General features: G+C 69.5%; 18 protein-coding genes. 7 read left to right on the top strand and 11 right to left on the bottom strand.

Features of this window, described 5'->3' with window-relative positions; all coding sequences use genetic code 11:
- Positions 1–7: 7 nt before the first annotated feature.
- Complete coding sequence (locus tag ACFY01_RS35580; RefSeq protein ID WP_390739881.1) at positions 8–1,687, bottom strand: sodium:solute symporter family protein; 1,680 nt, start codon at positions 1,685–1,687, stop codon at positions 8–10.
- 121 nt (positions 1,688–1,808) lie between these two features.
- Between ACFY01_RS35580 and galT the strand changes: the two genes are divergently transcribed.
- The 3 genes from galT to galK are packed head-to-tail and all read left to right on the top strand — an operon-like array spanning position 1,809 to position 4,989.
- Positions 1,809–2,870: a galactose-1-phosphate uridylyltransferase gene (galT, locus tag ACFY01_RS35575; RefSeq protein ID WP_390739880.1), complete on the top strand. Its 1,062-nt coding sequence runs from the start codon at positions 1,809–1,811 to the stop codon at positions 2,868–2,870.
- Positions 2,867–3,835: a UDP-glucose 4-epimerase GalE gene (galE, locus tag ACFY01_RS35570; protein WP_390739879.1), complete on the top strand. Its 969-nt coding sequence runs from the start codon at positions 2,867–2,869 to the stop codon at positions 3,833–3,835. Before galT ends, galE begins: the two co-directional genes overlap by 4 nt.
- Positions 3,835–4,989, top strand: coding sequence for a galactokinase (galK, locus tag ACFY01_RS35565; RefSeq protein ID WP_390739878.1), 1,155 nt, complete (start codon positions 3,835–3,837; stop codon positions 4,987–4,989). The genes galE and galK overlap by 1 nt, the downstream gene beginning before the upstream one ends.
- On the opposite strand, the gene ACFY01_RS35560 is transcribed toward galK, so the two are convergent.
- Positions 4,982–5,437, bottom strand: a complete 456-nt coding sequence (locus ACFY01_RS35560) for a GNAT family N-acetyltransferase (protein ID WP_390739877.1) — start codon at positions 5,435–5,437, stop codon at positions 4,982–4,984. The genes galK and ACFY01_RS35560 overlap by 8 nt on opposite strands.
- A 232-nt stretch (positions 5,438–5,669) precedes the next feature.
- Between ACFY01_RS35560 and ACFY01_RS35555 the strand changes: the two genes are divergently transcribed.
- Complete coding sequence (locus tag ACFY01_RS35555; RefSeq protein WP_390739876.1) at positions 5,670–6,437, top strand: LuxR C-terminal-related transcriptional regulator; 768 nt, start codon at positions 5,670–5,672, stop codon at positions 6,435–6,437.
- On the opposite strand, the gene tamR is transcribed toward ACFY01_RS35555, so the two are convergent.
- Positions 6,396–6,893 carry a MarR family transcriptional regulator TamR gene (gene tamR / locus ACFY01_RS35550; RefSeq protein ID WP_390739875.1) on the bottom strand — a complete coding sequence of 166 codons (498 nt, stop codon included), beginning with the start codon at positions 6,891–6,893 and terminating at the stop codon, positions 6,396–6,398. The genes ACFY01_RS35555 and tamR overlap by 42 nt on opposite strands.
- Before the next feature lie 89 nt (positions 6,894–6,982).
- On the opposite strand from tamR, the gene ACFY01_RS35545 reads away from it, so the two are divergent.
- Both ACFY01_RS35545 and ACFY01_RS35540 read left to right on the top strand, forming a co-directional pair.
- A complete protein-coding gene (locus tag ACFY01_RS35545) occupies positions 6,983–7,795 on the top strand; it encodes a trans-aconitate 2-methyltransferase (protein ID WP_390739874.1) in 813 nt (270 codons plus the stop codon).
- Positions 7,795–8,181, top strand: coding sequence for a VOC family protein (locus ACFY01_RS35540; RefSeq protein WP_390739873.1), 387 nt, complete (start codon positions 7,795–7,797; stop codon positions 8,179–8,181). The genes ACFY01_RS35545 and ACFY01_RS35540 overlap by 1 nt, the downstream gene beginning before the upstream one ends.
- Here the strand turns inward: ACFY01_RS35540 and ACFY01_RS35535 are convergent.
- The 3 genes from ACFY01_RS35535 to ACFY01_RS35525 all read right to left on the bottom strand — a co-directional run bounded on the left by ACFY01_RS35535 (position 8,153) and on the right by ACFY01_RS35525 (position 10,545).
- Positions 8,153–8,767: a Uma2 family endonuclease gene (locus ACFY01_RS35535; protein WP_390739872.1), complete on the bottom strand. Its 615-nt coding sequence runs from the start codon at positions 8,765–8,767 to the stop codon at positions 8,153–8,155. The genes ACFY01_RS35540 and ACFY01_RS35535 overlap by 29 nt on opposite strands.
- Positions 8,768–8,866: 99 nt before the next feature.
- Positions 8,867–9,544, bottom strand: coding sequence for a TetR/AcrR family transcriptional regulator (locus ACFY01_RS35530; protein WP_361443453.1), 678 nt, complete (start codon positions 9,542–9,544; stop codon positions 8,867–8,869).
- Positions 9,541–10,545, bottom strand: coding sequence for an acyl-CoA desaturase (locus ACFY01_RS35525; protein WP_390739871.1), 1,005 nt, complete (start codon positions 10,543–10,545; stop codon positions 9,541–9,543). Before ACFY01_RS35525 ends, ACFY01_RS35530 begins: the two co-directional genes overlap by 4 nt.
- Before the next feature lie 310 nt (positions 10,546–10,855).
- On the opposite strand from ACFY01_RS35525, the gene ppc reads away from it, so the two are divergent.
- A complete protein-coding gene (ppc, locus tag ACFY01_RS35520; RefSeq protein ID WP_390739870.1) occupies positions 10,856–13,588 on the top strand; it encodes a phosphoenolpyruvate carboxylase in 2,733 nt (910 codons plus the stop codon).
- A gap of 70 nt (positions 13,589–13,658) precedes the next feature.
- Here ppc and ACFY01_RS35515 read toward each other — a convergent pair whose 3' ends face one another.
- From ACFY01_RS35515 to glmU, 5 genes are all read right to left on the bottom strand, one after another.
- Positions 13,659–14,171 (bottom strand): hypothetical protein, encoded by a 513-nt coding sequence (locus tag ACFY01_RS35515; protein ID WP_390739869.1) that lies wholly within the window; start codon positions 14,169–14,171, stop codon positions 13,659–13,661.
- Positions 14,172–14,213: 42 nt separating this feature from the next.
- Positions 14,214–14,816, bottom strand: coding sequence for an aminoacyl-tRNA hydrolase (pth, locus tag ACFY01_RS35510; RefSeq protein WP_390739868.1), 603 nt, complete (start codon positions 14,814–14,816; stop codon positions 14,214–14,216).
- Positions 14,817–14,889: 73 nt separating this feature from the next.
- Entirely contained in the window at positions 14,890–15,486 is a 597-nt protein-coding gene (locus ACFY01_RS35505; RefSeq protein WP_390739867.1) for a 50S ribosomal protein L25/general stress protein Ctc, read from the bottom strand.
- Positions 15,487–15,706: 220 nt separating this feature from the next.
- Complete coding sequence (locus ACFY01_RS35500; protein ID WP_390739866.1) at positions 15,707–16,687, bottom strand: ribose-phosphate diphosphokinase; 981 nt, start codon at positions 16,685–16,687, stop codon at positions 15,707–15,709.
- An 88-nt stretch (positions 16,688–16,775) separates the two neighbouring features.
- Positions 16,776–18,224, bottom strand: coding sequence for a bifunctional UDP-N-acetylglucosamine diphosphorylase/glucosamine-1-phosphate N-acetyltransferase GlmU (gene glmU, locus ACFY01_RS35495; protein ID WP_390739865.1), 1,449 nt, complete (start codon positions 18,222–18,224; stop codon positions 16,776–16,778).
- Positions 18,225–18,252 lie beyond the last annotated feature (28 nt).

Below are 18,252 nucleotides of genomic sequence, written 5' to 3'. Positions count from 1 at the left end.
CCCGCGGTCAGAACGAGAACGGGACGTAGCAGACGGCGGCCAGGATCACCGCGCCCCAGCCCAGCAGCGCGGGCCTGCGGTACCACGCCTCGTCCCCGGGCGCGGGCGGCTCGGCCATCCCCGGCGACCGCGTGCCGTACACCAGCCCCTGGAGGTCGCGCTCCCGCTTCGGCGCGGTGAACAGGGACACGGCGACCATGACCACCGCGCCGGCGACGAACCCCGCGATCGCGGAGACGAAGTTGGCGCCCTGGTCGGTGGGGATGCCGATGATGCCCTTCTTGTAGATGACGAAGTAGTTGACCATCGCGGTCACGGTGCCGGCGAGCAGCCCCCAGAAGCCGGACTTCGCGGACGCCCGCTTCCAGAACATGCCGACGATGAAGACGACGAACATCGGCACGTTGAAGAAGGAGAACAGCGTCTGGAGGTACGCCATGATGTTGGAGAACGACGAGGCCAGGAACGCCGTGCCGATCGACGCCAGCACACCGATCGCCGTGATCAGCCGCCCGAACCGCACGTAGTACGCGTCCTCGCGGTGCCGGACCACGTACTTCGACCAGATGTCGTTGGTGAAGACGGTGTTGAAGGACGACACGTTGGCCGCCATGCCCGCCATGAAGGCGGCGAGCAGCCCGGTCACGGCGATGCCGAGCACGCCGTTGGGCAGCAGTTCCTGCATCAGGTAGGGGATGGCGTCGTTGTACTGGAGGCCGGAGCCGGTCGTGCCGATCTTCGGCACCAGCGCCGCCGCGACCAGGCCCGGGATCATCACCAGGAAGACGATGAAGACCTTCGGGTAGGCGGCGATCAGCGGGGTGCGCTGCGAGGCGGAGAGGTTCTTCGCGGACAGCGCGCGCTGCACCTCGGCGAAGTTCGTCGTCCAGTAGCCGAAGGAGAGCACGAAGCCGAGGCCGAGCACGATGGTCAGCCAGTTGGCGCCCAGCGGGTTGGCGCTGCCGATGCCGGTGCCTCCCCAGGCGGTGGTGAAGTTGTGGCCGTGCAGGGTGGTGAGCCGGTCGGTCAGGCCGCCCCAGCCGCCGACCTTCTTCAGACCGAGGACGGTGATGGGGATGAGGGCCGCCAGGATCACGAAGAACTGGAGCACCTCGTTGTAGATGGCGGAGGACAGTCCGCCGAGGGTGATGTAGGCGAGGACGAAGGCGCCGGCGACCACGATGGCCACCCACTGCGGCCAGCCCAGCAGCGCCTCGACGACGATCGCCAGGGCGTAGAGGTTCACCCCGGAGATCAGGATGGCCGCGAACGCGAACAGGATCGAACTGAGCAGGTGCGCCCCTTTGTCGAAGCGCAGCAGCAGGAACTCGGGCACCGAGCGGACCTTGCTGCCGTAGTAGAAGGGCATCATCACCAGGCCGAGGAAGACCATGGCAGGGATGGCGCCGATCCAGTACCAGTGGACGGTGTAGGCGCCGTACTGGGCGCTGTTGGCCGCCATGCCCAGGATCTCGGTGGCCGCCAGGTTCGCCGAGATGAAGGCGAGGCCGGTGATCCAGGCGGGCAGCGAGCGTCCGGAGAGGAAGAAGTCGAGGCTGGTCTTCACCGACCTGCGGGCGGCGAAACCGATGCCCAGGACCACGACGAAGTAGATCGCGAGGATCGTGTAGTCGAGCCAGTTGGTCGGGAGCCGTAGCTCGGCGGCCAGGTACGTGGGGGTTCGCATGCGGCTGTCACCTTGCTTGGTGTTCTTTGTTTGATTGTGATGGTGACGGACGTGGGGGTTTGTGCTTTGATGTGTTCGGTTCTGTTTGGTGCCTTGCTGGGTGTACGGATGGAGAGTCGCGGTGAAGAAGACCTCGACCCGGTTGGCCGACGGTCGTGAGCTCATCTACTACGACCTGAAGGACGACGCGGTGCGCGACGCGGTGGACCGGCGCCCGCTGGAACGCACGGTCACCACTTCGGAGGTACGCCACGACCCGCTGCTCGGCGACGCGGTGGCGATCGCCTCGCACCGGCAGGGCCGCACCTACCACCCGCCGGCCGACGAGTGCCCCCTGTGTCCCTCGCAGGGGGACCGTCTCAGCGAGATCCCCGACTCGTCGTACGACGCCGTCGTCTTCGAGAACCGTTTCCCCTCGCTGGCCGGCGACTCCGGACGCTGCGAGGTCGTCTGCTTCACCTCTGACCACAACGCCTCCTTCGCCGACCTGACCGAGGAGCAGGCGCGACTGGTGCTGGACGCCTGGACCGACCGGACCTCCGAGCTGTCGCACCTCCCTTCGGTCGAACAGGTGTTCTGCTTCGAGAATCGGGGAGCCGAGATCGGGGTGACGCTCGGGCATCCGCACGGACAGATCTACGCGTACCCCTTCACCACCCCCCGCACCGCGCTGATGTTGCGTTCGCTCGCGACACACAAGGACGCCACCGGCGGGGAGAACCTCTTCGACACCATCCTGGAGAGGGAACTCGCCGATGAGCGGGTCGTCCTTGAGGGTGAACACTGGTTGGCCTTCGTGCCGTACTCCGCGCACTGGCCGTACGAGGTCCACCTGTACCCCAAGCGTCGCGTCCCCGATCTGCTCGCCCTGGACGAGGCGGCACGCTCAGAATTCCCCAAGGTTTATCTGGAACTCTTGAGGCGCTTCGACCGGATCTTCGGGGACGGTGAGCCTCCCACGCCGTACATCGCCGCCTGGCACCAGGCGCCGTTCGGCCAGCTGGAGGACTTCGAGGGCGTCACACGGGACGACTTCGCGCTCCACCTCGAGCTTTTCACCATCCGCCGCACCTCCGGCAAGCTGAAGTTCCTCGCCGGTTCCGAATCCGGCATGAACGTGTTCATCAACGACGTGCCGCCGGAGCGCGCGGCTCAGCGACTGCGAGAGGTAGCGAGTTCATGAGCGGGAAGTACCTGGTGACGGGCGGTGCGGGTTACGTCGGCAGCGTGGTCGCCCAGCACCTGCTTCAGGCCGGACACGAGGTCACCGTCCTGGACAACCTGAGCACCGGCTTCCGCGAGGGCGTGCCCGCCGGGGCCGCTTTCGTCGAGGGCGACATCCGCGACGCGGGCAAGTGGCTCGACTCCTCCTACGACGGCGTCCTGCACTTCGCCGCGTTCTCCCAGGTCGGCGAGTCGGTCGTGAAGCCCGAGAAGTACTGGGACAACAACGTCGGCGGCACCATGGCGCTGCTCGGCGCGATGCGCGAGGCGGGCGTGCGCAGGCTCGTCTTCTCCTCCACGGCCGCCACGTACGGCGAGCCGGAGCAGGTCCCGATCGTCGAGACCGCCCCGACCAAGCCCACCAACCCCTACGGCGCCTCCAAGCTCGCCGTCGACCACATGATCACCGGCCAGGCGGCGGCCCACGGGCTCGGCGCCGTGTCGCTGCGCTACTTCAACGTGGCCGGCGCGTACGGCGCGTACGGCGAGCGCCACGACCCCGAGTCGCACCTGATCCCGCTGGTCCTCCAGGTCGCACAGGGACGCCGCGAGTCGATCTCCGTCTTCGGCGACGACTACGCCACCCCGGACGGCACCTGCGTCCGCGACTACATCCACGTCGCGGACCTCGCCGAGGCCCACCTGCTGGCCCTGAAGGCCGCGCGGTCCGGCGAGCACCTGATCTGCAACCTCGGCAACGGCGAGGGCTTCTCCGTCCGCGAGGTCATCGAGACCGTCCGCAAGGTCACCGGCCACCCGATCCCCGAGGTCGTGGCCCCCCGCCGGGGCGGCGACCCCGCGGTCCTGGTCGCGTCCGCCCAGGCCGCCCGCGAGCGCCTCGGCTGGCAGCCGACCCGCTCGGACCTCGCCGGTATCGTCGCCGACGCCTGGGAGTTCGCCCAGCACATCGCAAGGGAGCACTAGTGGGGGCACAACAGGTCCGCGAGACCTTCGCCGCACTGTACGGAGCCGAACCGGAAGGCGTCTGGTCGGCGCCCGGCCGGGTCAACCTGATCGGCGAGCACACCGACTACAACGACGGCTTCGTCATGCCGTTCGCCCTGCCGCACGTGGCGACCGCCGCGGTCTCGCGCCGCGACGACGGCGTGCTCCGCCTGCACTCGGCGGACATCGAGGGCGGCGTCGCGGAACTCTCCCTGGACGCGCTCGCCCCCGAGAGCGACCGCGCGTGGACTGCGTACCCGGCGGGCGTGGTCTGGGCGCTGCGCGAGGCCGGGCACCCGGTCACCGGCGCCGACATCCACCTGTCCTCGACCGTACCGACCGGCGCGGGCCTGTCCTCCTCGGCGGCCCTGGAGGTCGTCGTCGCGCTCGCCCTGAACGACCTGTACGAGCTCGGCCTCCAGCGCTGGCAGCTGGCCCGCCTGTGCCAGCGCGCCGAGAACGTCTACGTCGGCGCGCCCACCGGCATCATGGACCAGACGGCGTCCGCGTGCTGCGAGGAGGGCCACGCCCTCTTCCTCGACACTCGCGACCTGTCCCAGCAGCAGATCCCCTTCGACCTCGCCGCCGAGGGAATGCGGCTGCTGGTCGTCGACACCCAGGTCAAGCACGCCCACAGCGGCGGCGAGTACGGCAAGCGGCGCGCGGGCTGCGAGAAGGGCGCGGCGCTGCTCGGCGTGGACGCCCTGCGGGACATCCCGTACGGCGAGCTCGACCAGGCCCTCCAGCGGCTCGGCGACGAGGAGGAGGTGCGCCGCCTGGTGCGCCACGTCGTCACCGAGGACCAGCGGGTCGAGCGGGTCGTCGCCCTGCTGCGGGCCGGCGAGACCCGGGCGATCGGCCCGGTGCTGACCGATGGCCACGCCTCCCTGCGGGACGACTTCCGCATCTCCTGCCCCGAGCTGGACCTGGTCGTCGACACCGCGCTGGCCGGCGGCGCCCTGGGCGCCCGGATGACCGGCGGCGGCTTCGGCGGCTCGGCGATCGTCCTCGCGGAGGCCGCCGACGTCGACACCATCGGCAAGGCCGTCGAGGAGGCCTTCGCGGCGGCGGGCTTCACGGCGCCCCGCGTGTTCGAGGCGGTACCGGCGCCGGGGGCGCGGCGGATCAGCTGAGCTTCTTCGTCAGCGTGTACTCCGTGATCCCCGGCGGATAGCCGGGGATCACGCACACCACCTCGTAGCCCTGCCGGCGGTAGAAGTCCGGCGCCTGGAAGTCCCAGGTCTCCAGGCGGGCACCGCGGCAGCCGCGGTCGGCGCGGGCGATCCGCTCGGCCTCCCCCAGCAGGTGGGAGCCCAGGCCCGCGCCGCGGTGGCGGGCGTCGACCCACAGGTACGTCACGTGCAGCCAGGTCGCCCAGGTGTGGCCGACCAGCCCGCCGGCGAAATCACCGGTCTCGTCCGACGCCCACACGTGCAGCGGACGCTCCCGCTCACCCGGCGTGCCGCGCAGGGCCGCCAGAACGGGCGACGCGGCCGTGTTGGCGTCGCGCAGGCGGGAGCGGAGCAGATCATGTCGGGCCTTGTCGACTTCCGCCTCAATACGAAACATGCGGCACACCATAAACGCGCTGGACGGCCAGTTCTGCAAATAGCCTTCCGCCGCCCGCCCCGGTCCGTACCCTGATGTGCAGCACCGGTGGGGGCCGGTGCTGATCAGGGGGCGAGACACGCGGGTACGACGCCCGCGGTGGGGGTAGCAGTGTTCCGCACGGCGGCGGCCGTGCGGTTGTGTTTCCGTCAACCGTGGGGTCGTACCCGCAAGGTCGTCGTTTCCCGGACCAGTGGGGGTTTCAGTGGTTCGCATCCGAGTCCTGGTCGTCGACGACCACCGCATCTTCGCCGAGTCGCTCGCCGCCGCCCTGGCCGCCGAGCCCGACGTCGACGTCTCCGCCGCCGGCAGCGGCCCGGCCGCGCTGCGCTGCCTGGAGCGGGCGGCCGCCGAGGGCCGCCGCTACGACGTGCTGCTCGTCGACGCCGACCTCGGCGGCCATGTGCCCGGCATACGCCCGGCCGTGCCGGTGCAGGACGGCGACGAGGAAGGCCTCGTCGACGGGATCTCGCTGGTCGCGGGGGTCCGGACGGCACAGCCGGCGGTACGGACCGTGGTCCTCGCCGAGAAGGACGACCCGCGCCGGGCCGCCCTCGCGCTCCAGGCCGGCGCCTCGGGCTGGGTCGCCAAGGACTGCTCGCTGTCCCGGCTGCTCAACGTCATCCGGGGTGTCCTGCGCGACGAGACGCATCTGCCGCCCGCCCTGCTCACCGGGGTGCTGCGGGAACTGACCGCCGCGCGCAAGCACCGCACCGAGAGCGAGCGGCTGGTGGAGTCCCTCACCCCGCGCGAGCGGGAGGTGCTGCGCTGCATGGTCGCGGGCCTCGGCCGCAAGGCGGTCGCCGAACGGCTGTTCCTCTCCCCGCACACCGTCCGCACCCACATGCAGAACGTCCTCGGCAAACTGGGCGTCCACTCCACCCTCGCCGCGGTCGCCCTGGCCAGGCGGGCCGGGGTGGGGCCCGCCGATCTAGCCGGGGATGTTGTCGAACGGGGCGGTCAGCTGGCGTAGGAGGCCGGCCAGTTCGCTGCGCTGGGCGGTGGTCAGTTCCGCGAGGATCGCCCGTTCCTGGTCCAGCAGGCCGGCCAGTGACTGGTCCGCGCGGTCCCGGCCCTCGCCGGTCAGGCGGACCAGTACGCCCCGCCGGTCGCTCGGGTCGGGCAGCCGCTCCACCAGGCCCTTCTTGGCCAGCCGGTCGATGCGGTTGGTCATCGTGCCCGAGGTGACCAGGGTCTGGGTCAGCAACTGCCCCGGCGAGAGCTGGTACGGCGTCCCCGCGCGCCTGAGCGCGGTCAGCACGTCGAACTCCCAGGGTTCGAGCTGGTGCTCGGCGAAGGCCAGCCGGCGTGCCCGGTCCAGGTGCCGGGCCAGTCTGCTGACCCGGCTGAGCACCTCGAGCGGTTCCACGTCGAGGTCCGGGCGCTCCCGGCGCCACGCAGCGACCAGCCGATCGACCTCGTCCTCCATGACGATCAGTGTAGTGGTTGTGTCGACGTGAAGTCTCTTGATGTGAAGTCTCTTGACGTCGAGATAATCGGGTTGGGAAGGTGGGGGACATGACCACTCCCGCCTGGGACCCCGCCCAGTACCTCCGGCACGCCGGCCACCGCGCCCGCCCCTTCGCCGACCTCCTCGCCCGCGTCCCCGACCTCCCCGGCGACCCGCCCCGCATCGCCGACCTCGGCTGCGGCCCCGGCAACGTCACCGCGCTGCTCGCCGCACGCTGGCCCACCGCGCTCATCACCGGGTACGACAACTCGCCCGAGATGCTCGACAAGGCCCACGTCGACCACGCGGGCCCCACCGCGGGCGGCGGCCGCCTCGACTTCGCCCCCGCCGACGCCCGGACCTGGACGCCCGCCGAACCGCACGACCTGATCATCAGCAACGCCACGCTCCAGTGGGTCCCGGGTCACGCCGACCGCTTCGCCGACTGGGTGGCGGCCCTCGCGCCCGGCGGCACTTTCGCCTTCCAGGTCCCCGGCAACTTCTCCGCCCCCAGCCACCGTCTGATGCGCTCCCTGGCCCACTCCGCCCGCTGGAAGGACCGCCTCGCGGACGTCCTGCGCCACGAGGACGCGGTGCTCGCGCCCGAGGCGTACCTCGACCGGCTGACCGGGCCCGGCCGCACCGCGGACGTGTGGGAGACGACGTACATCCACCTGCTCCAGGGCGAGGACCCGGTCCTCGACTGGGTCAAGGGCACGGGGCTCCGGCCGGTGCTCACCGCGCTCGCCGACGACCCCCAGGCGCGCGAGGACTTCCTCACCGAGTACCGGGCCGCCCTGCGCGAGGCCTACCCGGCGGGCCCGCACGGCACGCCGTTCCCGTTCCGGCGGATCTTCGCCGTGGCGACGAGGGAGGCGTGATGCTCACGGCCGTGGACCATGTGCAGCTGGCGGCCCCGCCGGGGAGCGAGGACCTGCTGCGGGCGTACTACGTGGACGTCCTCGGCATGACGGAGATCCCGAAGCCGCCGGTACTGGCGGCGCGCGGAGGGTGCTGGTTCCAGGCGGGGGCCGTGCAGCTGCATCTGGGGATCGAGGCCGACTTCCGTCCCGCGAAGAAGGCCCATCCGGGGCTGCGGGTGACGGGTATAGAGGCGTACGCGGCCCGGCTGGCGTCGCTTGGAGCGCAGGTGACCTGGGACGACAACCTGCCCGGTCACCGGCGTTTCTACTCCGAGGATCCGGTGGGGAACCGGCTGGAGTTCCTGGAGCCGGTGGCTACAGCTTCCTCAGGGCGTCCAGGCTGATGTCGATGTCGATGTCGAAGGGGACAGTGACCTTGAGGCGCTCGTGATACGTGCCAGTCAGCCCGTACGCGCTGGTAACAGGGTCGAGCTCGTAGACGCGGACGACAGGATGCGGGTCGGTGTCGGTCATCTCCACCAGCCAGAAGTGCCGGATACCCGCAGCGGCGTACTTGCGTGGTTTCGCGTCGTGGTCGCGCTCCTCGGAGTCCGGGGAGACGACCTCCACGGCCAGCACGACGTCGTTCGCCTCGTACCGTGTCTGACTCAGACTGGTGTCGGCCTCCGCGCGCAGTACGCTGACGTCCGGCTCCGGGCCGTTGCGCCGGTTAAGGACGACGGTCATCTCACGGCGAACCCTCAGGTGCTCCGGAACCGTCGTACGCAGGCCCGCCACCAGCAAGTCGATCATCAGACTGTGGAATTCCCGCTGAGGGCTCACGAAGACCAGGCTCCCGTCGATCAACTCGGTGTGCGGCGGGAGGTCGGGCAACGAGAAAAGGTCGTCGACCGTGAAGCCGCCGGGGGGCGGCAACGGCAGATGGATGCCGGGCTCGGGGTCGTGGTCGGCGATCGGCTCGGCAGTCATGGTGATTCCTCCCATGAGCGGGATTCTCGGCCTGGATATCCACCGTAGCCGCCAGAACCGACAAAGGTCATCACAACGGGTGATCAAGCCCGCCCCGCGTCAGCTCCTCCGATGCCCGATCAACCGCGGCTTCGGCTCCAGCCCGTCCAGCCCGTGCCACGCCAGGTTCACCAGGTGCGCCGCCACCTCGGCCTTCTTCGGCCGGCGTACGTCCAGCCACCACTGCCCGGTCAGCGCGACCATGCCGACCAGGGCCTGCGCGTAGAGGGGCGCGAGCTTCGGGTCGAAGCCGCGGGACTTGAACTCGCGGCCCAGGATGTCCTCCACCTGGGTGGCGATGTCGGAGATCAACGAGGCGAAGGAACCCGTGGACTGCGGAATGGGGGAGTCGCGGACCAGGATCCGGAAACCGTCCGTGTACTCCTCGATGTAGTCCAGCAACGCGAATGCGGCCTGCTCGCACAGTTCACGGGGATGCCCGGCGGTCAGGGAACTGGTGACCATGTCCAGCAGGCGCCGCATCTCGCGGTCCACCACCACCGCGTACAGCCCCTCCTTGCCACCGAAGTGCTCGTACACCACCGGCTTGGACACCCCGGCCTTCGCCGCGATCTCCTCCACCGACGTGCCTTCGAAACCTTTCGCCGCGAACAGGGTGCGACCGATCTCCAGCAACTGCTGGCGGCGCTCGGCACCGGTCATCCGGGTGCGACGCGCTCGCCGCGGCTTCTCATTGCTCGGGGTGCTGCTGGAGTCGGTCGCCACGGCGTCAATCATGCCGCCTCGGCCGTCTCCTTCCGGTGCCGGGAGCCGCCTTCCCCGGTGTTACGGCGCGAATCGATACGCGAGCGTGACGGCCAGCGCACGTCGTACGCCCAGCCGAGTTTCTCGAACCAGCGGATGAACCGGGCGGAGGAGTCCAACTGACCGCGCTCCACACCGTGCCGCGCCGAGGTCGGGTCGGCGTGGTGCAGGTTGTGCCAGGACTCGCCGCAGGACAGGACCGCCAGCCACCACACGTTCCCCGAACGGTCCCGGGACTTGAAGGGGCGCTTGCCGACCGCGTGACAGATCGAGTTGATCGACCACGTCACATGGTGCAACAGGGCGACCCGGACGAGTGAACCCCAGAAGAAGCCGGTGAACGCGCCCCACCACGACATGGTGGCCAGACCGCCGATCAGCGGCGGCAGCGTCAGCGACACCACCGTCCACAGCACGAACTGGCGCGAGATCGCCCGGATCGCCGGGTCCTTGATCAGGTCCGGCGCGTACTTGTCCTGCGGCGTCTGCTCCTCGTCGAACATCCAAGCGATGTGTGCCCACCACAGGCCCTTGATCAGCGCCGGAACCGTCTCCCCGAACCGCCACGGCGAATGCGGGTCACCCTCCGCGTCGGAGAACTTGTGGTGCTTGCGGTGATCGGCCACCCAGCGCACCAGCGGGCCTTCGACCGCCAGCGAACCCATGACCGCCAGGGCGATCCGCAACGGCCGCCTGGCCTTGAACGAACCGTGCGTGAAGTACCGGTGGAAACCGATCGTGATGCCGTGGCAGCCCAGGAAGTAGAAGAAGACCAGCAGACCGAGATCCAGCCAGCTCACCCCCCACCCCCACGCCAGCGGCACCGCCGCCAGCAGAGCCACGAACGGAACGGTGATGAAGAGGAGCAGCGTGATCTGCTCGATCGAACGCTTCTGCTCGCCGCCCAGCGTGGCGGAGGCCGGGGTGCCGGTCGACTGCGGGGCGTCTTCCATCACATCGGAACTTGAGGTCATGCGCGTCCCCTGTGGGGTCGAGGGTCGAGACAGGTGCCCGTCGGAGGGGAACCAGCGGGACTCGAGCGGTACTTCCCTACGGTTCCGTAACCTACGGCGTCGTAAGTATGGCAGCGAGCCGACCAGCGGCAAGAGCCCAAGAGCCTGCGCGTCCGAACGGACACCTATCCTTGGTGTCGGTCGGACAGCGCGGTCCGCTCTGTTTTCTTCCCGGATGCCCGGCCCGTATGCGGCGCCCGCCGCGCGGCAGACGGCCCAGACACACGGGTCCCCTCCCAGACGAGCTTCAACACTGCAAGGAGCCGCACCTGTGAGCAGTGCCGACGACCAGACCACCACGACCAGCACCGAGCTGCGCGCCGACATCCGGCGACTGGGTGACCTCCTCGGCGAGACCCTCGTCCGCCAGGAAGGCCCCGAACTGCTCGAGCTCGTCGAGAGGGTCCGCCGCCTCACCCGCGAGGACGGCGAGGCCGCCGCCGAGCTGCTGCGCGGCACCGAACTTCAGACCGCGGCCAAGCTGGTCCGCGCCTTCTCCACCTACTTCCACCTCGCCAACGTCACCGAGCAGGTCCACCGAGGCCGCGAACTGCGCGCCAGGCGCGCCGCCGAAGGCGGCCTCCTCGCCCGCACCGCCGACCGCCTCAAGGACGCCGACCCCGAGCACGTCCGCGAATCGGTCAGCCACCTCAACGTCCGCCCGGTGTTCACCGCACACCCCACCGAAGCCGCACGCCGGTCGGTCCTCAACAAGCTCCGGCGCATCGCCGCGCTCCTGGAGACCCCCGTCATCGAGTCCGACCGCCGCCGCCACGACACCCGGCTGGCCGAGAACATCGACCTCGTCTGGCAGACCGACGAACTCCGCGTCGTCCGCCCCGAACCCGCCGACGAGGCCCGCAACGCCATCTACTACCTCGACGAACTCCACGCCGGCGCCGTCGGCGACGTCCTCGAGGACCTCACCGCCGAACTGGAACGGGTCGGGGTCAAGCTCCCCGACGACACCCGCCCCCTCACCTTCGGCACCTGGATCGGCGGCGACCGCGACGGCAACCCCAACGTCACCCCCGAGGTGACCTGGGACGTCCTCATCCTCCAGCACGAACACGGCATCAACGACGCCCTCGACACCATCGACGAACTCCGCGGCCTGCTCTCCAACTCCATCCGCTACACCGGCGCCACCGAGGAACTCCTCGAATCCCTGCGGACCGACCTCGAACGCCTGCCCGAGATCAGCCCCCGCTACAAGCGCCTCAACGCCGAAGAGCCCTACCGCCTCAAGGCCACCTGCATCCGGCAGAAGCTCGCCAACACCAAGCAGCGCCTCGCCAAGGGCACCCCCCACGAAGAGGGCCGCGACTACCTCGGCACCACCGAGCTCCTGACGGACCTGCGGACCATCCAGACCTCACTGCGCGCACACCGCGGCGGCCTCTTCGCCGACGGCCGCCTCGCCCGCACCATCCGCACCCTCGCCGCCTTCGGCCTCCAGCTCGCCACCATGGACGTCCGCGAACACGCCGACGCCCACCACCACGCCCTCGGCCAGCTCTTCGACCGCCTCGGCGAGGAATCCTGGCGCTACGCCGACATGCCCCGCGACTACCGGGCCAAGCTCCTCGCCAAGGAACTCCGCTCCAGAAGGCCGCTGGCACCCACCCCGGCCCCCGTCGACGCGGCCGGCCAGAAGACCCTCGGCGTCTTCCAGACCATCAAGAAGGCCCTCGAAGTCTTCGGCCCCGAAGTCATCGAGTCCTACATCATCTCCATGTGCCAGGGCGCCGACGACGTCTTCGCCGCCTCCGTCCTCGCCCGCGAAGCCGGCCTCCTCGACCTCCACGCCGGCTGGGCCAAGATCGGCATCGTCCCCCTCCTGGAGACCACCGACGAACTCAAGGCCGCGGACACGATCCTGGAGGACATGCTCTCCGACCCCTCCTACCGACGCCTCGTGGCGCTCCGCGGCGACGTCCAGGAGGTCATGCTCGGCTACAGCGACTCCTCCAAGTTCGGCGGCATCACCACCAGCCAGTGGGAGATCCACCGCGCCCAGCGCCGCCTCCGCGACGTCGCCCACCGCTACGGTGTACGCCTGCGCCTCTTCCACGGCCGCGGCGGCACCGTCGGCCGCGGCGGCGGCCCCAGCCACGACGCGATCCTCGCCCAGCCCTGGGGCACCCTCGAAGGCGAGATCAAGGTCACCGAACAGGGCGAGGTCATCTCCGACAAGTACCTCATCCCCTCCCTCGCCCGCGAGAACCTGGAACTGACGGTCGCCGCCACCCTCCAGGCCTCCGCCCTGCACACCGCACCCCGCCAGTCCGACGAGGCCCTCGCCCGCTGGGACGCCGCCATGGACGTCGTCTCCGACGCCGCCCACGCCGCCTACCGCCGGCTCGTCGAGGACCCCGACCTGCCGACGTACTTCCTCGCCTCCACGCCCGTCGACCAGCTCGCCGAGCTGCACCTGGGCTCGCGGCCCTCCCGCCGCCCCGGCTCGGGCGTCTCGCTCGACGGTCTGCGCGCCATCCCGTGGGTGTTCGGCTGGACCCAGTCCCGGCAGATCGTGCCCGGCTGGTTCGGCGTCGGCTCCGGCCTCAAGGCGCTGCGGGAAACCGGTCTGGACACCGTGCTCGACGAGATGCACGGACAGTGGCACTTCTTCCGCAACTTCATCTCCAACGTCGAGATGACCCTCGCCAAGACCGACCTGCGCATCTCCCAGCACTACGTCGACACCCTCGTCCCCGACGAACTCAAGCACGTCTTCGACACCATCAAGGCCGAACACGAGCTCACCGTCGCGGAAGTCCTGAAGATCACCGGCGAGAAGGAACTGCTCGACGCCACCCCCGTCCTCAAGCAGACCTTCGCCATCCGCGACGCCTACCTGGACCCCATCTCCTACCTCCAGGTCACCCTCCTCAAGCGCCAGCGCGACGCCGCGGCCGCCGGCGAACAGCCCGACCCGCTGCTCTCCCGCGCCCTGCTGCTGACCGTCAACGGCGTCGCCGCCGGCCTGCGCAACACCGGCTGACCCACCGGACACGGGCACAAGGGTGCCCCCGGGTTCTACCGAACCCGGGGGCACCCTCATGTCCACACGTTCACACCGTCACGAACGCCGCCGTCAGCAGCGCGACCCCCGACCCCGCCAGCACCCAGGCCGCCCGCGTCCGCCGCAGACCACCCGCCACCACCACCGACGCCAGCAACAGCGCACCGCCCAACGGCACCCACGCGTAAAGAATCCCCGCCGGCCCCGAACGCACCACCTGGTCCGAATTCGGCTTGACCACCACGGAGTACGTACCACCCCGGTGCACCGCCACCGTCTGGGCGATCACCACCCGGCCCCGCGCCCGCGACCCCGAGGACACCGGCCGATACGACCCCGTACACGTGTCCTCACCGCACGACGCCACCGTGATCGTGCCGTGCTCCCGCCCCTTCGTCAGCATCACGTGCTGCGCCGTACCCCACGACGCCCACACACCCGCGATCAGGATCAGCGCCGTGACCGTCCCCATCGCGGCGACCCGGCCGAACCGGAGCGCGGCATTCGATGCCTGGCGAGAACGAGTGGCGGCGGTGGCGGTGGCTGGCATGGCCGGGATCATTGGCCATCCCCCTACGGCCGGTCAACCTCGCCGGGCGACAAGTCAGGAGTTGTACGTACTCTGCGCCCGCTCCAGCCCCTCGATCACCAGAGCCTCCACCGCGTCCGCCGCCCGGTCCACGAAGTAGTCCAGCTCCTTCCGCTCGGCGGAGGAGAAGTCCTTCAGCACGAAATCGGCGACCTGCATCCGCCCCGGCGGCCGCCCGATCCCGAACCGCACCCGGTGATAGTCGGCCCCCATCGCCTTCGTCATCGACTTCAGACCGTTGTGCCCGTTGTCCCCGCCGCCCAGCTTCAGCCGCAACGTCCCGTAATCGATGTCCAGCTCGTCATGCACGGCCACGATGTTCGCCACCGGCACCTTGTAGAAGTCCCGCAACGCGTTCACCGGGCCACCCGACAGATTCATGTACGACATCGGCTTCGCCAGGATCACCCGCCGGTTCGCCGGCCCAGGAGGACCGATCCGCCCCTCCACCACCTGCGCCTGCGCCCTGCCCGCACGCTTGAACCTCCCCCCGATCCGCCCGGCCAGCAGATCGGCCACCATGAAACCCACGTTGTGCCGGTTCATCGCGTACTCGGGCCCCGGGTTACCGAGCCCCACGACGAGCCAGGGGGCGTTGGCGCCAGTGGTCACGTCCATGTCTCCTTGATGCGCGCCAGCCGCTGCCCCCCACGGGAACAGCGGCTGACGAAACGATGACGAGAAACGAGGATCAGGCCTCGGCGGCCTCTTCGCCCTCGGTCTCCCCGCCCTCCGGGGCCTCCTCGACCTGCGCGGCCAGGACCTGCAGAACGACCGCGTCCTCGTCGACCGCCAGGGTCACGCCGCTGGGCAGCGTGATGTCCTTGGCGTGGATCGAGGCACCGGCCTCCAGACCCTCCACGGACACGGTGACCGACTCGGGGATGTGCGTGGCCTCGGCCTCGACCGGCAGCGCGTTCAGGACGTGCTCCAGCAGGTTGCCACCCGGGGCCAGCTCGCCCTCGGCGTGCACCGGGATCTCGACCGTGACCTTCTCGCCGCGCTTGACCAGCAGCAGGTCCACGTGCTCCAGGAAGCCCTTGATCGGGTCACGCTGCACGGACTTCGGGATCGCCAGCTCGTTGGTCTTGCCGTCGATGTCCAGGGAGATCAGGACGTTCGGCGTACGCAGCGCCAGCAGCAGTTCGTGGCCCGGAAGGGTCAGGTGCAGCGGGTCCGAACCGTGGCCGTACAGCACACCGGGAACCTTGCTGTCACGGCGGATACGGCGGGCGGCACCCTTGCCGAACTCGCTACGGGTCTCGGCGGCGATCTTCACCTCGGACATGTTCACTCCTCGTAGAAACGTAGGCAACGGACGTGGTCACCCGGCCACACGAACGGCCTGCTACGAAGAGCGCGTCGATAACGGACCGCCGTACAGTCCCGAGAACGGGGTACGGCCTCCCTCGCCGAGCAACTGAAGCAGTCTACTCGGCAAGGGAGGCCGCGCCAAAAGGATCTTCGACTAGCCCGCGAGAGAGCCGTGCAGAAACCTCACTGCAAGCTCACTGCTCGTCGAACAGGCTCGTCACCGAACCGTCCTCGAACACCTCACGCACCGCACTCGCGATCGTCGGAGCGATCGACAGCACCGTGATCTTGTCCAGCTCCCGGTTCAGCTCACCCGGCGTCGGCAGCGTGTTCGTGAACACGAACTCACTCACCCGCGAGTTCTTCAGCCGATCCGCCGCCGGCCCCGACAGCACACCGTGCGTCGCCGTCACGATCACATCCTCCGCACCGTGCGCGAACAGCGCGTCGGCGGCCGCACAGATGGTCCCACCCGTGTCGATCATGTCGTCGACGAGGACACACACACGCCCCTTGACCTCACCCACGACCTCGTGGACGGTCACCTGGTTCGCCACGTCCTTGTCACGCCGCTTGTGCACGATCGCCAGCGGCGCACCGAGCCGGTCGCACCAACGGTCCGCCACCCGCACACGACCCGCGTCCGGGGAGACCACGGTCAGCTTGTCCCGGTCGACCTTCCGGCCCACGTAGTCCGCCAGCAGCGGAAGCGCGAACAGGTGGTCCACCGGCCCGTCGAAGAAGCCCTGGATCTGGTCCGTGTGCAGATCCACCGTCAGGAGGCGGTCCGCACCCGCCGTCTTCATCATGTCCGCGATCAGACGCGCCGAGATCGGTTCACGACCACGGTGCTTCTTGTCCTGCCGCGCGTAACCGTAGAACGGCACGATGACGGTGATGGAGCGGGCCGACGCACGCTTCAACGCGTCGATCATGATCAACTGCTCCATGATCCACTTGTTGATCGGAGCCGTGTGGCTCTGGATCAGGAAGCAGTCCGCACCGCGCGCGGACTCCTGATAACGCACATAGATCTCGCCATTGGCGAAGTCGAAGGCCTTCGTCGGGACGACCCCGACACCCAGCTGCTGGGCGACCTCCTCGGCAAGCTCGGGGTGGGCGCGGCCGGAGAAGAACATCAACTTCTTCTCGCCGGTCGTCTTGATCCCGGTCACAGCACTGTCTCCTCAGAGGTCTCTCAGCAGGTGGGGTGCAGGATGTGCACTTATCACGGTACGCCGTGTTTGACGGACCCGTTTCCGGTCAGTCCTCGCGCGACCCCCGCCCGGAAGCCGCCTCGGCCGCCTTCGCGGCCGCACTCCCCGGACGCTTACGAGCCACCCAACCCTCGATATTCCGCTGCTGACCACGGGCCACGGCCAGCGAACCGGGCGGCACATCCTTCGTGATCACGGACCCCGCGGCGGTGTACGCACCGTCCCCGACCGTGACAGGCGCCACAAACATGTTGTCCGAACCCGTCTTGCAGTGCGACCCGACGGTGGTGTGGTGCTTGCTCTCCCCGTCGTAGTTCACGAAGACACTCGCGGCACCGATGTTCGTGTAGTCACCGATCGTCGCGTCACCCACGTACGACAGATGCGGGACCTTCGTCCCCTCACCGATGGAGGAGTTCTTCGTCTCCACGTAGGTCCCGATCTTGCCCTTCACACCCAGCCGCGTCCCCGGACGCAGATAGGCGTACGGCCCCACACTCGCCTGCGCCCCGATCCGAGCCCCGTCGGACACCGTGTTGTCCACCCGGGCCCCCGCACCCACGTGCGTGTCCCTCAGCCGGCAGTTGGGACCGACCTCGGCGCCCTCGGCGAGGTGGGTCGAGCCGTGCAGCTGCGTGCCGGGGTACACGACGGCGTCCTGCTCGAAGGTGACGGTGACGTCCACCCACGTCGTCGCCGGGTCGATCACCGTCACGCCGGCCAGCATCGCCCGCTCCAGCAGCCGGTCGTTGAGGATCCGGCGCGCCTGGGAGAGCTGCACACGGTTGTTGATCCCCGCGATCTCACGGTGATCACCCGCCACGGAAGCCCCGACGCGGTGACCGGCCTCACGCAGGATCCCGAGCACGTCGGTCAGGTACTCCTCGTGCTGGCTGTTGTTCGTCCGCACCTTCTTCAGCGCGTCGGCGAGCAGCTGCCCGTCGAAGGCGAAGACCCCGGAGTTGATCTCCCGGATCTCCCGCTGGGCGTCGGTGGCGTCCTTGTGCTCGACGATCGCGGTGACCGCACCGGTGGCATGGTCACGCACGATCCGCCCGTACCCGGTCGCGTCCGGGACCTCGGCGGTCAGCACGGTGACGGCGTTGCCGTCGGCGTGGTGCGTCTCGGCGAGCCGCTGGAGCGTCTCACCGGTCAGGAGGGGAGTGTCCCCGCAGACGACGACAACGGTTCCGTCGACCCCGCTGCCCAGCTCCTCCAGGCCCATGCGCACGGCGTGCCCGGTCCCCTTCTGCTGCTCCTGCACCGCCGTGCGCACGCTCGCGTCGACCTCGCCCAGGTGGGCGGTGACCTGCTCGCGGGCGTGGCCGACCACGACGACCAGGTTCTCGGGCTTCAACTCACGGGCGGCGGCCAGCACATGGCCCACCAGGGAACGGCCGCAGATCTCGTGCAGGACCTTGGGTGTGGCCGACTTCATACGGGTGCCCTCACCCGCTGCGAGAACGACGACGGCTGCCGGGCGAATGGCGCTCACGGGGTTGCCCTTCGGCTTTGGACGGGTG

The sequence above is a fragment of the Streptomyces sp. NPDC001480 genome, assembly GCF_042894725.1.
Lineage (GTDB): Bacteria > Actinomycetota > Actinomycetes > Streptomycetales > Streptomycetaceae > Streptomyces.
The sequence above is the reverse complement of the archived record's forward strand: the minus strand, read 5'-3'. Positions and strand labels throughout refer to the sequence as shown.